The sequence below is a fragment of the Pseudoalteromonas sp. Z1A8 genome (assembly GCF_011378855.1).
GTDB lineage: Bacteria > Pseudomonadota > Gammaproteobacteria > Enterobacterales > Alteromonadaceae > Pseudoalteromonas.
Genome location: NZ_WTLB01000016.1, coordinates 68,234 through 83,954 on the forward strand (window position 1 = coordinate 68,234; position 15,721 = coordinate 83,954).

Genomic DNA, 15,721 nt, shown 5'->3' on the forward strand with positions numbered 1-15,721 from the left:
TTAAAGTGAGGACACGATTATGAATCCAGCATTGTGGATCAGTAAAACGGGGCTAGACGCCCAACAAACCGATATATCGGTTATTTCAAATAACTTAGCGAATGCGAGTACTGTAGGTTACAAAAAAAGCCGCGCTATATTTGAAGATTTACTTTATCAAAATATTAATCAACCAGGTGGTCGTTCATCGCAAGATACCGAAATGCCGTCGGGCTTAATGTTAGGTGCGGGTGCTAAAGTTGTAGCTAACCAAAAAGAGTTTACGCAAGGCAACATGTTGACCACCGAAAACTCACTAGATTGGATGATTTCTGGCGAAGGTTTTTTTGAAGTACTGCAACCAGATGGCAATATTGCTTACTCGCGCAACGGCCAGTTTACTACCGATGGCGATGGCCGAATTGTAACATCGGGCGCTGGTTACGTTATTCAGCCAGAAATGAATGTACCAGATGACGCGCAATCAATTACGGTTTCGCAAGATGGTGAAGTATCTGTACGTGTTGCAGGCCAAGCCGATAACGTAGTCATTGGTCAGCTGACTATTAGTGACTTTATTAATCCATCGGGCCTTGAGCCAATTGGTCAAAACCTTTATACCGAAACCGCTGTAAGTGGTGCGCCGGTGCAAGGTAACCCGGGTGTTGAAGGGTTAGGTAGCATTATTCAAGGTTCACTCGAAACCTCAAACGTAAATGTAACTGAAGAGCTAGTAAACCTAATCGAAACTCAGCGTATTTACGAAATGAACTCAAAAGTAATATCGGCCGTTGACGAAATGATGAGTTACATCAATCAACAGCTTTAATAGAGTAGGGGGAATTATGCGTAATATTATTTTATTTGCAGCGGGCACATTATTTTTAAGTGGCTGTATGTCTACGCAAAATAGTGAAGTAGTGCAGGACGACCCTTACTACGCACCTATGTACCCCGAGCCTATTTTAGAGCCGCTGGTAGCCACAGGTTCATTGTTTAATACTCATACATCAAACGACTTATATTCTGATAAAAAAGCGCTACGTACTGGCGATATAATTACGGTTAAATTGCAAGAGTCTACTCAAGCAACAAAAGCCGCTAAAACAGAAACAGACAAAGAAACCGACGCAAGTTTAGACCCAGTGATTGGCTTAGGTGGCCTACCTGTAAATATAGGTGGCGATAGCATTCAGTTTGGTATTGGTAGTGATTCGTCGTTTACGGGCGATTCAAAATCAAACCAGTCAAACAGCTTAGTAGGCGATATTTCGGTTAATGTAATGCGCGTTTTACCTAATGGTAACTTAGTTATACGCGGCGAAAAATGGCTAACGCTTAATACCGGCGAAGAGTTTATTCGTTTAGAAGGGCTAGTACGCCCTCAAGACGTAAGCGCCGATAATACGGTTGAGTCAAACCGTATTGCTAATGCACGTATTCAATACTCAGGTAAAGGGCAAACGCAAGAAGCGCAAAGTCCTGGTTGGCTTACACGTTTCTTTAGCAGTTCGCTGTTTCCATTTTAGAGGGTAGTAACATGAATAGCCTTAAAGCTTTATGTTTAGTTGTGTTATTAGGTTGGCAATTTACTGCCAGTGCTGAGCGCATAAAAGATGTGTCTATGGTTGAAGGCGTACGCTCTAACCAATTAGTTGGTTATGGCTTAGTGGTTGGTTTACCGGGCACTGGCGAGCAAAACTCATATACACAACAAAGTTTTAGAGGCATGTTGAACAGCTTTGGTATTACGCTACCTTCAACTCAAAGTCCTAAAATTAAAAATGTTGCCGCTGTTGCTGTGCATGCAGAACTACCTGCATTTAGAAAGCCCGGGCAAACAATAGATATTACGGTTTCGTCTATTGGTAGTGCAGGCAGTTTACGTGGCGGTACTTTACTACAAACCTTTTTAAAGGGTGTAGATGGCAACGTGTATGCAATAGCACAAGGTAGCTTAATTGTAGGTGGCTTAGGCGCACAAGGCCTTGATGGTAGTAAGGTTGTAATTAATACCCCTACCGTTGGTCGTATACCAAATGGCGCAACCGTTGAACGCACCGTAGAAAGCCCGTTTATGCAAGGCGATTACATTACCTTCAACTTAAACCGCCCAGACTTTACAACGGCAAAACGCCTAGAAAAAACAATTAATGATTTGGTTGGCCCAAATAGCGCACAAGCAATTGATTCTGTTTCTATTCGTGTTATAGCCCCACGCGATGCATCCCAGCGAGTATCGTACCTATCAACACTCGAAAACTTAGAATTTAAGCCAGCTGACATGGCTGCTAAAATTATAGTTAACTCGCGCACCGGTACAATTGTGATTGGTAAAAACGTAAAACTTCAGCCTGCGGCAATAACGCACGGTGGCTTAACCGTAACAATTGCAGAGCAACAAAATGTGTCACAACCAAACCCGCTAGCAAACGGCGATACTGTTGTCACGCAGCAAAGTATTATTGATGTAAAGCAAGATGACTCGCGCGCCTTTGTATTTAATCCAGGTGTAAGCCTTGACGATTTAGTTCGCGCAATTAACGAAGTAGGCGCAGCACCTGGCGACTTAATGGCTATTTTAGAAGCACTAAAAGAAGCCGGCGCAATTAACGGACAGTTGGTTGTTATATAAATAACCAAAGCCAATAAATAACGTACTACTTAAGCCCTATATTTTTGAAATTAGATATAGGGCTTTTTATTTACAGAAACTCAAGTTTATTATTTTTATCTTCCTCGTTTTATCGGTAGTGGCTCAATTTTTGCATTTTTAACTGCATTATTCATTTTGTGTCAAAAAGCCGATGGAAACTAACCACCTCGATAAGCAAAACTTTTTTGATTTAGGCAACTTAGATTCACTTCGTAAAGAAGCCTTAACCAGTGGCGATGCATCAACTGATGCCTCTAAAGCTGCGCTCAAAAAAGCGGCCGCACAATTTGAAGCTATTTTTACGCAAATGCTGCTCAAAGGAATGCGCAAAGCCAACGAAGCATTTGAAGACAAAGACAGTCCATTTAATTCAAGTGGCGTAAAGTTTTTTGAAGAAATGCACGACCAGCAGCTTTCAACAGAGCTTTCATCAAATGGCTCTTTAGGCCTTGCCGACTTAATTGTTCAGCAGTTATCGCCTGAGTCTAAAAACTTTATGCCAGGCTCGGTGCTTAGAACAACCAACGATATTTTTAGCGATACGCAAGTTGGGTCAGCGCTTCCTCATGAGCAAAAAAATAATCAACCCGATCTTATCGTTAAGAGCACTAAAGCCGATATTGCTGAGCCTAAAGTTAATACTGCAGAGTCTAAAGCCGATAGCCCAACATTTAAAAATGCAGAAGAGTTTGTAAGTTCAGTGTGGGAACACGCTAAAACTGCAGCGCAAAAAATTGGTTTAAACCCAGCGGTAATGGTTGCACAAGCGGCACTTGAAACCGGTTGGGGTAAGCACATTATTAATAAAAGTGACGGTGGCAGCTCAAATAACTTATTTAATATTAAGTCAGATAAAAGCTGGGAAGGCGACAAAGCAAGCAAAGTAACGCTTGAGTTTGAGCAAGGCACACCCGTTAAAAAACAAGCCAGCTTTAGAGCCTACGATTCAATTAAAGATAGTGTGAACGACTTCGTTGATTTTTTAACGCAAAACCCACGCTACCAAGAAGCATTACAAAATACAGCAAAACCAAATGACTTTTTAGATTCATTACAAAAAGCAGGTTATGCAACCGATCCAAATTACGCCAGCAAAATAAAAAATGTGCTCAATAGCAGCCAGCTAAAAGACATTGCGGCAAACGTGATCCGCCAAGGAGTAGAGTAACATGTCGTTTAATTTATTAAACATTGCCAGTTCTGGGGTTAGAGCAAGCTCGGAGCTATTGCAAACGACAAGTAAAAATATCGCCAATGTAAATACCGTAGGTTACGTACGTGAACGTACAGAGTTTAATACTATGGTTGATAACCAAGTGGGGCGAGGCGAAACATACCGATTACTAAACGAGTTTGCTCAGTCACAGCTAAATCGTGACACCTCTAATAAATCGTTTTTCGATCAGTTTATTACTGAGGCTAATCGAGTTGATACTATTTTTTCTGAAGAGTCGAATAATCTATCTACAGGTATTAACTCTTTATTTAATAACGTGCAAGAAGCGCTTAATCAGCCGTCATCTACCGTTGCTCGATCATTAGTAATGACCGACGCGCAAAGCTTAATTGATCAAATGGATAGGCTTTCGGGCATCGTGCTTGATCAAAAAAGTATAGTAAACGAGCAGCTCGAAATATTTTCAGATGAAGCAAACTCACTCATTCAAAGTATTAGCACGCTAAATCAAAATATTGCAGCAGTTAATGGCACTAATAACGCCGCAGATGCAAGCTCTACCTATAACGAACGCGATAAAGCAATACGCGACTTATCAGAGCTAATAGATATAGAAACGCTTGATGGTCCAAATGGCGAAAAACTCGTTTTTATGGGCACAGGCGAAGCAGTTGTTATGCAAAATGGCGCATTTAACTTATTTTCGATGACGGGCGACCCCGATCCTAATTTTAAAGAATTCACGCTTGACGTTAATGGTGGCAAAGCAGTGCCGCTTGAAGTTGATGTAAGTAAACTCAAAGGTAAAATTGGCGGCTTACTTGCTTTTAGAGATGACATATTAGTCCCTGCGCAAAACCAAATTGGTCAAATGGGCTTAGCGATAGCTGACGCATTTAATGAGCAAAACAAATTGGGTATGGATGCAACAGGCCAGCTAGGGGGTAATATTTTTAATATTCCTACCGTTGGCGCTTATGCGTATCAAGGTAATAGCGATGGTGTTACAAATATGACTGCTACTGTTGAGCCGGGCAAAGGCAGTGAACTTCCTGCCAGTGATTTTATTATTACTTATACAGCTAATGCTAATGAAGTAAGTATTCAGCCTATAGATAACAAAGGAAACAATATAGGTGATCCGGCACTGGCTGATATTTCTAGTGGTGAAATTAATGCAGCTTCAATTAAAAGAGCAATACCACCAGCTCTACCTATCCCAGATACAGTTGAGGAATCTTTTGGTCTAAAAGTAAATATAAGCGGTAATGGTAATGTTGGAGATCAGTTTCAAATAAAGCTTAATTCAGATGCCGCTTCAAGCATTACACTTGCAACAGGGCGCGCAGAAGACTTAGCACTAGCATCGCCTATTCGTACTGCTAACGATTTAAATAATATAGGCACCGCTACTATTTCAGCGGGGGAAGTAACAAGTGTTACCTCCGGTGGTTTTACTTCAGCACCAGGTTTAACAAACGGTGAAATAACACTTGTTAAAGCTGCTGGTACAAATGATTATTTAATTAGCGATGGTAACGGCACTAATGTAGCAGTAACGATAGCGCCACCAGGTAAAAATGTTTTAGCAGGTCTTGGTGCCCCTTATGATTCATATGGTTTTGACTTTGATATAGAAGGTACACCAGCAACAGGCGACACCTTTACACTTGAGTTTAACGAAGGCGGCTTTGATGATAACCGAAATGGTTTAAAATTAGCTGATTTACAAAATGGCGAGTTAGTACGCTTAAACGTAGAAACAACAGCAACGGCCGACAACCATAAAACGTTCAACCAAGCTTATTCAGGATTAGTGAGTGATATAGGTGTTGTAACTGGCCAAGCAATCACAAGTGGGGCTGCATTTGACGCTCTAGCACAGCAATCTGAGGCATGGTATGAATCACTATCGGGTGTAAACCTAGATGAAGAGGCCGCAAATTTACTGCGTTTTCAACAATCATATTCAGCATCAGCACAAGTTTTAGCAGCAGCTCAAGAAATTTTTGACACCTTATTAAATGCGGCGAGGTAATTATGCGTTTATCAAATAATTTAATGTACCAAAACAACATAAATAAAATACTCGACAACCAACAAGGTGTTGCAAATGCTCAAGAGCGAGTAACAACAGGTGAAAAGTATTTAACTACCTCAGAAGCGCCAGCTGCTATTTCGCAAGCTATGTTGTATTCAAATAAAATACAAACTAATGAGCAATACACTAAAAATATCGATCAGCTTACCGGCAGGCTAGAAACTGAAGAAAGCGTATTACAAAGTATAAATACCAATATTCAACAAGCGCAAGAACTCACTATTCAAGCTGGTAATGGTGTGTACACTAAAGACGATTTAAAAACGTTTGCATCAGAACTTAGTGGCATTCAACAAACGCTAGCTAACTTAATGAACACCCGATCAGAAGACGGTAAATTTATATTTTCAGGCTACCAAGACAGCACCCAGCCTTATCAACTTGAGTCAGGTGAATATAACTATAAAGGTGACCAAGGTCAGCACCAAATAACTATAGCTGAAGGTGTATCAATTAAGGCGAGTGATAACGGTTTTGATACGTTTGAAAAAACAGATGCCAGACTAAATGTACTCGATAATAAAGCAGGTATACCAACAACAACACCTGCAAATAATATTACTAAAGGCACTGTTTATGTTGACGGCCAAGCTGAGTTTGATAAGTTTCATCAAGCAAATTACAATGCCGATCCAGCGACTCCAGTTTCACCTACAGCAAATACTTTTAGTGTTGTAACCACAGCTGGTGCGACAACAAACGATCCTGATACATATGAAATTTTACAAGATGGCGTGTCGCTTACCCCGCCTCAAACTGGTGAAGTTACAGATGATACAATTGAATTTGCAGGTATGAAAATTCAATTTGAGGGTAGTGCGCCTGGCCAATTAGATTTTACGCTAGAAAAACCACACAAAGAAAACGTACTTAACACACTACAATCACTTATTACCGGCCTTAACAATGGCGCACTTGAAGGTGATGATTTTCAAGAAGTGTTAGCCGATGGCTTGGTTCAATTACAAAATGCCAGTGAACAAGTAGTATTTACCCAATCAAGTTTAGGCGGGCGCATGAACGCGCTTGAAAGAGTAAGCGATTCAAACTTAGCGCTCGATATTCAAAACAAAAGTAATCGTTCTAACTTAGTTGAAGTAGATATGGCAGAAGCTATTAGCGAACTAACTAAACAAGAAACGGCACTGCAAGCATCGCAAGCAACTTTTGGCCGTTTAACTAACCTCTCATTATTCGATTACTTATAAGCAAGTTATAAGCAAGTTATAAGCAAGCTGTAAGCAGAAATACTTTGCCGCTTTACCTACTTGAAAGCGGCAATACTTTGCGGCAATAATTTGCTACAAAATCGCGGCAAAAACTGGCTACAAAATTGCGGCAAAAAAATGTCACTTCTACCTAAATAACTTCACTCTTTATTTACAATTCAATAAATTATATATTTTCAATTAAAAACAATCACTTAAAAATAAATTAAAGTTGGCACAGTAAATGCTTTTCTTATTGTAAGAAATTATCGAACAGTGGTTCCTGTTAAATCGTGTTGAACCACACTCTGTTTAAACCTAGGAGATGGTAAAATGGCATTAACAGTAAATACTAATGTGTCGTCACTAAACGCACAACGTAACTTATCCGCATCTGGCGCAGATTTAGCAACCTCTATGGAGCGTTTATCATCGGGTATGCGTATTAATAGCGCAAAAGATGATGCCGCCGGCCTTCAAATTTCAAACAGATTAACGTCACAAATTAATGGCCTAGCCGTTGCACAGCGAAATGCTAATGATGGCATTTCAATGGCGCAAACAGCTGAAGGTGCTATGCAAGAATCGACTAATATACTACAGCGTATGCGAGAGCTTGCCTTGCAGTCTGCCAATGGTTCAAATTCAGCTGAAGATCGTGATGCATTGCAAAAAGAAGTGTCTGCCCTACAAGAAGAATTAACTCGAATTTCCGACACTACATCGTTCGGTGGTCAGCAATTATTAGATGGCTCATATGGCACTCGAAATTTTCAGGTTGGCGCGAATGCCAATGAAACAATTTCACTTAGTTTAGAAAGCACAGCAGCAGAAGATATAGGTGGCTTTAAATCAGGGCTTCAAGGCACAGGTAATACGGGCTTTGGTGGTTCTACACTGGGTACTAGTTCAACCGTCATTTATGGCGACATTACTTTTACAACAGATGATGTGAAAACCAGTGTTAATATAGTTACAGGGTCGTCGGCAAAAGAAGCCGCAGATAAAATAAATCAACAAACTGGAGAGCATGGCGTAACTGCCTCAGCAACTACAACAGCTGTACTCGGTGTGCCTTCTGCTACGGGTGCAGTTAGTTTTACCTTAAACGGTGAAGCGATTGAAGCAAGTAGTGTTTCAGTAACAGATCAAACGCTACTTACTCAAGCTATCAACGATAAATCATCGGAAACCGGTGTTACAGCGTCTTATGATAGCGCCACATACGAGATCACTCTAACCAACATCGATGGTGAAGATATATTATTAGAAAACTACTCTAACGATGCGGGCACTGCAGAGACAGCTACACTAAAGGGCTCATCTGGAACAACAGTAACCCTACAGGAACCTTCAGCTGTAGATGGATTGGTTACAGGTACAATAGAGCTATCATCATCGAAATCATTTACAGCTGAAGGGGCAACAACAGCAACTTCAGCTAAGGTAACAGCTGTGCTACAAAGTGTAGAGACTGTTGATTTAACAACAGAGGCTACATCTCAAAGTGCAATTGATATAATTGATGGTGCACTTGCTCAAATTGATGAACAGCGCGCAGGTTTAGGTGCGGTACAAAATCGTTTTGGTCATACAATTAGTAACCTTGCTAATATTCAAGAAAATGTATCTGCATCGCGTAGTCGTATTCAAGATACAGACTTTGCGACCGAAACTGCACAAATGACTAAAAACCAAATATTGCAACAAGCGGGTACGTCAATACTTTCACAAGCAAACCAAATACCACAAGCAGCCATTAGTTTGTTAGGTGGCTAATTATTTAGTTTACTAGTCACTGTTTATATAAACGCACTTTCTGAAGTGCGTTTTTGTTTTTAGGTTATTAAAAACCAACTAAAAGCATGATATTCAAACTATATTTCAAGTCCATTTAAAATAAATAGCTACTTAAAACAATTGGTTAGCTTTTTTTAAACAAATAAACTAATTTATTTTTAAAATACTCCTAAAGATAATTTACCTCCTGCCGTTAACTTAATCAGTACGGAGCTGAGCATACATTTGTGACAGCTCTTGGTTAAATTAAAATAGCAACATTACGAAAGTAATCAGGAGTTTTATTATGATTTCAGTAAACACAAATGTATCTTCACTAAACGCACAACGTAACCTATCGCAATCAGGTTCTGACTTAGCTACCTCAATGGAACGTTTATCATCAGGTATGCGTATCAACAGCGCAAAAGATGACGCGGCAGGTATGCAAATTTCAAACCGTTTAACATCGCAAATAAATGGTTTAGGTGTAGCACAACGTAATGCCAACGATGGTATTTCAATGACGCAAACTGCTGAAGGTGCAATGCAAGAGTCAACTAACATCTTACAGCGCATGCGTGAATTAGCACTACAATCAGCCAATGGTTCAAACTCTGATGACGATAGAGCTTCTCTACAAAAAGAAGTGTCAGCACTTCAAGAAGAGTTAACCCGTATTTCCGATACAACTTCGTTTGGTGGCCAACAGTTATTAAATGGCGATTTTGGTACTAAACAATTCCAAGTAGGTTCTAATAGTAACGAAACTATTGGTGTTACTTTAAAATCTACAGCAGCTGAAGATATAGGTTTAAGTGGTAAGGGTTTTACAATACCAGCAATATCGGGGTTTCAGGGTTCGGAAGTTGGCGATAAAACTTTTGCTGACGACGACGCTATTACAGTAACTGTGGCAGGCAGCGAAAAGACTCTTGATTTGACTACAGGCATGAGCGCCGCTGATCTAGCTGGGCAAGTTAATGGGGTGGATGGTGTATTTGGAGTAAAAGCTACAACAGAAGTTGGGGTTACTTTTGCTGATTCAACAACTGGTAGTGATTCAATTTCTCTTAATGTTTCAGGGGTGCAGATAGACTTTTCTGGTAGTACTACAACTGAGCTCACCACTGATGCATTGATGGCCAAAATTGATGGCTCAGCTGGTATTAAAGATGCTCTAGCAGCCCAAAACATCACTTATGAAAAAGTGACGGATACAAACAGTGAGGAAATAGTTGTTTTCACTAATACCAAGGGTGAAAATATTAATATGACTATGCAGATAACTGGTGGTGGTACGGAGGGATTAGAGGGTTCATTTGGTTCATTTGATAGTTCAACAGGTGCCAATGATTTTATAGGAACTGAAACTGTAGTAGACGCTGCACTTACTGGCGCAGTAGCAAGTGCCACCACAACATCAACTGGACGCTTGGATTATGAAGATGCAGTTATTAACTCTAACCTAAGTATGGTTAATATTGCTGCTACTGGTACTAATCTATCAGGAGGAGGGGATGCAACTGTTGAAACAGATTTAACTCTAGTTAAAGTTTCCGATTTAGATATCTCAACTACTGGTGGTTCTCAATCAGCAATTGATGTAATTGATGCAGCTCTGAAAAGTATTGATAATGAGCGTGCCGATTTAGGTGCGGTTCAAAATCGCTTTGACCATACTATTAGTAATCTTGCAAATATATCTGAAAACGTGTCAGCATCACGTAGCCGTATTCAAGATACCGATTTTGCTACAGAAACAGCGCAAATGACGAAGAATCAAATATTGCAACAAGCAGGTACGTCAATCTTGTCGCAAGCGAACCAGTTACCACAAGCAGCACTTAGCTTATTAGGTTAATAAGTTAAAGTAATAGCTTAATGGTTAGCTAGTACATAAAGTCAGTATTAGTTTTACAATAAAGGAGGTGGCTTTAGCTACCTCCTTTTGTGGTTTAAGAATATAAATTAAGCTATTGTTGGTTTAATTAAGTACAAATAGGAATCTGTTATGAATACTATTAATTCCAATGCAGAAATTATATTACCAACTCCGCTAGCGGGTGAAGATAAAGTAGCTGGTCAAGCGGCTAGTTCGCTAACTGAACGTGCCATTGACGATGTAAAGCAAGTTGATACACAAAATCAACAACGATTACAGCAAAATCAATACGAAAAAAATAATCAAGAAGTAACTGCTCAGCCGTTAGAGCGTGAACAACTAGAACAAATGGCGCAACAATTGCAGGACTTTATGGGCGAAATGAACCGAAGTTTGCAATTTAAAGTTGATGAAGATTCAGGTCGTGATGTTATTAAAGTGCTCGATAAAGACAGTGGTGAAGTTATTAAGCAATACCCTTCTGAGGAAGTTTTAAGCTTGGTTTCTAAATTGTCTGAATCTGCCGGTATTTTAATTGACCAAACAGTTTAGCAATCAACTCAAAATATTAACTTTCAAGTGTTAATTATTAAGAGTTAGTTTATTTTTGAGTATTTAAAGAGGTAAAGTATGTCTATTACGTTTAATGGTTTAGGCTCAGGGTTAGCGGTAGCAGACATTGTTGATGCGCTAGTTAATGCTGAACAAGCACCTGCTGAAGCTCGTTTAAATACTACAGAAGGTAAATTAACAACGGATATTTCTGCCGTTGGTGCACTCAAGTCGGCGCTTGAAAAAGTACAAACGTCAATGGGAGCACTAGGTGATAGTGATAACTATCAAAAGCGCACCGCATCAGGTAATGATGATTTTATATCAATTAGTTCAGATAAAGATGCGCAGCCTGGTAGTTATAATGTAAAAGTGGATGCATTAGCACAAGCTCATAAGTTGTCATCCCCTGCATTTGCAGCAGACGAGGCAATTGGCGCGGGTGTTATTACAATAGGCTCGGGCGACAATAGCTTCTCTACTGTTTTATCGGCTACAAATACCTTAGAAGATTTACGCGACCAAATTAATAATGGCCCTTTTACTGGCAGTGATAGTAATGAATCAGTTGTCGCCACTATAATAACCAGTGATACCGGTCAGCATTTAGTACTTACCAGTAAAGAAACCGGCGAAGACAACGCAATTACAATTACCGTACAAGATGACGATGGCAATAATACCGATACTGGCGGGCTTTCGCGTTTAGCATACGATGTATCTGACGCAGATCCACTAAACCATACTACAAATTTAACCGAAGTAAACGCTGCACAAAACGCACAAATAACAATAGATGGTACGTTAACTGTATCAAGTAATACCAATGAATTTAGTAATGTGATTGATGGCGTGGATATTACCGCTAAAAAGTTGCATGCCACTGACGACGACTTAAGCGACATATCGGTTACCGAAAACAATAATAATATTAATACAGGTTTAAATAGCTTTATTACAAGTTACAACGAACTCTTAGAACTGAGTAATAACTTGGGTGCCTCCGGCGAAGGTGGTGCAGGCGTTATGGCGGGAGATTCACTACTTCGTGGTGTTATGTCAAAGCTTCGTAGCGAAATAACAAATTCCGTTGATTTAGGTGATGGCAACTCACTATCGCTATCGCAGCTCGGTGTAGAAACAGACCGCTACGGTGTTTTAACGCTAAATACAGAAACACTCAATGAAAAAATAGCAACCGATGTAGATTTAGTTCAGCAGTTTTTTGTAGGTGATGACGATGATGGTTTTGCGCAGTCGTTTGATGAGCTAATGAGTTTTTATACAGACTCCGACGGCATCATACAAAACCGAATCGATAGTAAAACAAATCAGCTAGATGATTTAGATGATGATCGCTTGGACCTTGCCAGTAAAATGGAGTCACTATCATCTCGTTTATATGCTCAGTATAATGCGATGGATTTATTAGTAGCGAGCCTAAACAACACCAGCAGTTATGTTCAAGCTCAGCTGGAAAATATGCCTGGGGTTGTACGAGATAACTCTTAATATATAAATAGCATATAGTTTTAATAGCTAAACCAAAAATATAAAAAAACCGTTATTTATAACGGTTTTTTATGTTTACTGCTTGAGGTGAATTTTATTTGGCTGCTCTATATACCTTAATTGCCTTGCCAGATTTTTTTTGTTTAATAATGGCTTTAGATGACTCGTTTTTAGCGCTATTTGCTTTTACTAAAATAGTATTTATACGAAGCTGAATTAATTCTAATTGCTCTGCGCTTGGGCCTTCGTTGCTTTCGCACCATTGCTTTATATTAGTATTTAAAGTGTCTAAAAAAGGCTGAGCTTCGTCTGCATTATTGTCATTTACTAACACTTCAATATTACTAAGCAACGTTTGTATGAGCTCAGAGTATTTCGTTAGTGGCTGCGGAGATGTTGGCGAGTCCATAATTTAAATTAAACCGCAGGGCTGCGTTTATCTAGCGGAATGTTATTCCAACCTTCTTTAATTTCTTTAACAATACTTGATACCTCAGTAATTGCTTCAATATCGTTGTGTAAATTAGCTTGAGTTAAACGGCGTTGGCAGTAATCGTAAAGTGCCAATAAATTGTTAGAAATACTAGGGTCTTGCTCTACTTCTAAATTAAGTGCATCTTGCAGAGCACCAAGCAATAAAATACAAGCTGAAATGTTCTCACCTTTTTTAGCTATTTCTTTGCGCTCAATAAACCCTTTTGTTGCTGCTAAGCGGCCGATAATATTACTGAATATAAGATTTATTTGTTCGTAAGGAGTCATTTCGGCAATACTACTAGCACGAACTTGACCGTATTTTTTTACTGAGATGTGAGCCATGGAAAATCCTAAAATTTAAAACTATAAAATAATGTGAAAGCTAATATAGAAAATTTAATAAAGCTTTTATACTTTTATAAAAACAAAGCAATATTAATGCCAAGCATTTTTACTTATGTATGTATCGGCATTTGTAACTTCAACTTAAATTTATAATTGAGTTTATTTACTAACAATAGCATTTTTATTGCTGAGTAAATTAATTTTTAGGGCTAAGTTATAGTTAAGTAATAGCTAGGTAATAGTTAGGTAATGGCTAAGCAATAACTAAGTTAAAACCATAGTCATACTTAATGATTAACTATTAAGTATGATTGACTTAACTAGTCCGTCTGTTTTTTGGCGTTTATGTCAAAAAACTGCCGCTATCGCTTGCATCCATTCTGAACTGGCTTACAATTTAACTAATTATACAAATTAGTGAAAGTACGGCTCGCTAAATATGATCTTGATTTTAGATAATAATAACAACCGCGCAATAGGATTAAATGCTTCACTTGGCTTTATTGGTGAAGCTGCTCAACTATTAAGCGAAGACTGCTTTGAACAAGAATGCAAAAAATATCAGCAGCAGGAATGCATGATTATTTTAGGAGCGTTGCAATCACTTGACCACGAAAGCTTAATTAAACGCTACCCAACACTACCCTTTTTATTAATTGGTGAAACGCTAAAACCACTATTAAGTATCGCGAATGTTGTAGGGCTTATATGTGAGCCATTTAATCACGAAGTGACAACCCAATTACTCCATGATTGCCAGCAATATCAACGTATGCTGCCAAACGAGCACAAACACGCCAAACCTCATAAAACATTTGACGGGCTAGTTGGTGAAACAGAAGCCGTTAAAGATGTTCGCTTTTTAATTGAACAAGTGGCAAAAACCGATGCCAATGTTTTAATTTTGGGTGAGTCAGGCACAGGTAAAGAAGTGGTTGCTCGTAATGTTCACTTGCTTTCAAAGCGTATTAATGGACCGTTTGTACCTGTTAACTGTGGTGCTATTCCGGCAGAACTGCTCGAAAGTGAACTATTTGGCCACGAAAAAGGCGCATTTACGGGTGCTATATCGGCTCGTAAAGGGCGCTTTGAACTAGCTCAAGGCGGGACGCTATTTTTAGATGAAATAGGCGATATGCCACTGCAAATGCAAGTTAAGTTACTTCGAGTATTGCAAGAACGCAGCTACGAGCGTGTTGGTGGTACAAAGGCGATTCAGGCTGATGTACGCGTTATTGCGGCCACTCATCGTAATCTTGAAACAATGATTGAAGAGGGCAGCTTTAGGGAAGATTTATATTATCGCTTAAATGTATTTCCTATCGAAAACCCATCGCTGAGTGAACGTGCTGATGATATTCCGCTGCTTTTAAAAGAGTTAATGCGCCGCGTTAACGATCAGACTGGTTCTACCGCTAAGTTTACAGAGCGCGCAGTTGAGAGCTTAAAAGAACATGCTTGGCCTGGTAATATTCGTGAGCTTGCTAATTTGGTGGAGCGTATGGTTATTATGTTCCCTGAAAAAGTGGTTGATATTCCCGACTTACCTAATAAATATCGCTACATTGAAGTTGAAGCGTACGAGCCAGAATATCCTGAAGAGTTAATGGAAAAAGACGCCTTTAACGATATATTTAGCACCGGCTTTAGTGATTACGAAAGTGAGCCAGACGCTGAGTTTAACCAAACGGGTAGTGGGCTATTACCAGATGATGGTATTGAACTTAAAGACTACTTAGCCGAGCTTGAGATTAGCTTAATAACCCAAGCGTTAGAGCGCTATGATTACGTTGTAGCTCGCGCTGCAGAAATATTAGGTGTACGCAGAACAACACTCGTTGAGAAAATGAAAAAATATAATCTTTCAAGAGATTAGAAGTACAAAAATAGTGAAATGCCTTTCGTTATTTATTATTCATTTGTGAGCAATCAATTTACGGGCTTTGCCCGTCACGCAAGCAAGCTTCGCGTCTTGTATCTCTCATTGATAAATGATTAGCTATCATTTATCACATCGAAGTCAGTGAGCTTGCCTTTGCGTCTAGTATTT

Annotated in this window: 13 protein-coding genes; 11 read left to right on the forward strand and 2 right to left on the reverse strand. The window is 39.4% G+C overall.

Annotated features, from left to right (window positions below; genetic code table 11):
• Positions 1-19 precede the first annotated feature (19 nt).
• The 10 genes from flgG (at position 20) to fliD (ending at position 12,849) form a co-directional block, all read left to right on the forward strand.
• A complete protein-coding gene (flgG, locus tag GQR55_RS08425) occupies positions 20-808 on the forward strand; it encodes a flagellar basal-body rod protein FlgG (RefSeq protein ID WP_002959420.1) in 789 nt (262 codons plus the stop codon).
• Between the two features lie 16 nt (positions 809-824).
• A complete protein-coding gene (gene flgH / locus GQR55_RS08430) occupies positions 825-1,508 on the forward strand; it encodes a flagellar basal body L-ring protein FlgH (RefSeq protein WP_002959418.1) in 684 nt (227 codons plus the stop codon).
• Between the two features lie 11 nt (positions 1,509-1,519).
• Positions 1,520-2,614 (forward strand): flagellar basal body P-ring protein FlgI, encoded by a 1,095-nt coding sequence (locus GQR55_RS08435; protein ID WP_166420229.1) that lies wholly within the window; start codon positions 1,520-1,522, stop codon positions 2,612-2,614.
• Between the two features lie 172 nt (positions 2,615-2,786).
• Positions 2,787-3,803: a flagellar assembly peptidoglycan hydrolase FlgJ gene (flgJ, locus tag GQR55_RS08440; protein WP_166420230.1), complete on the forward strand. Its 1,017-nt coding sequence runs from the start codon at positions 2,787-2,789 to the stop codon at positions 3,801-3,803.
• A 1-nt stretch (position 3,804) separates the two neighbouring features.
• The gene (gene flgK, locus GQR55_RS08445; protein WP_166420231.1) at positions 3,805-5,850 is read left to right on the forward strand and encodes a flagellar hook-associated protein FlgK; all 2,046 of its coding nucleotides are present in this window, start codon (positions 3,805-3,807) and stop codon (positions 5,848-5,850) included.
• Between the two features lie 2 nt (positions 5,851-5,852).
• Positions 5,853-7,121 carry a flagellar hook-associated protein FlgL gene (gene flgL / locus GQR55_RS08450; protein ID WP_166420232.1) on the forward strand — a complete coding sequence of 423 codons (1,269 nt, stop codon included), beginning with the start codon at positions 5,853-5,855 and terminating at the stop codon, positions 7,119-7,121.
• A gap of 333 nt (positions 7,122-7,454) precedes the next feature.
• Positions 7,455-8,900, forward strand: coding sequence for a flagellin (locus GQR55_RS08455; protein ID WP_166420233.1), 1,446 nt, complete (start codon positions 7,455-7,457; stop codon positions 8,898-8,900).
• A gap of 307 nt (positions 8,901-9,207) precedes the next feature.
• Positions 9,208-10,764 carry a flagellin gene (locus tag GQR55_RS08460; RefSeq protein WP_206012059.1) on the forward strand — a complete coding sequence of 519 codons (1,557 nt, stop codon included), beginning with the start codon at positions 9,208-9,210 and terminating at the stop codon, positions 10,762-10,764.
• Positions 10,765-10,914: 150 nt separating this feature from the next.
• Positions 10,915-11,337, forward strand: coding sequence for a flagellar protein FlaG (locus GQR55_RS08465; protein ID WP_166420234.1), 423 nt, complete (start codon positions 10,915-10,917; stop codon positions 11,335-11,337).
• Positions 11,338-11,415: 78 nt separating this feature from the next.
• On the forward strand, positions 11,416-12,849 hold the full coding sequence (fliD, locus tag GQR55_RS08470; RefSeq protein WP_166420235.1) for a flagellar filament capping protein FliD: 1,434 nt from the start codon (positions 11,416-11,418) through the stop codon (positions 12,847-12,849).
• A gap of 94 nt (positions 12,850-12,943) precedes the next feature.
• Here the strand turns inward: fliD and GQR55_RS08475 are convergent, their stop codons facing one another.
• A complete protein-coding gene (locus tag GQR55_RS08475; RefSeq protein WP_166420236.1) occupies positions 12,944-13,258 on the reverse strand; it encodes a hypothetical protein in 315 nt (104 codons plus the stop codon).
• Positions 13,259-13,266: 8 nt separating this feature from the next.
• On the reverse strand, positions 13,267-13,668 hold the full coding sequence (gene fliS / locus GQR55_RS08480; RefSeq protein ID WP_166420237.1) for a flagellar export chaperone FliS: 402 nt from the start codon (positions 13,666-13,668) through the stop codon (positions 13,267-13,269).
• Between the two features lie 442 nt (positions 13,669-14,110).
• Between fliS and GQR55_RS08485 the strand changes: the two genes are divergently transcribed.
• A complete protein-coding gene (locus GQR55_RS08485) occupies positions 14,111-15,547 on the forward strand; it encodes a sigma-54-dependent Fis family transcriptional regulator (RefSeq protein WP_166420238.1) in 1,437 nt (478 codons plus the stop codon).
• Positions 15,548-15,721 lie beyond the last annotated feature (174 nt).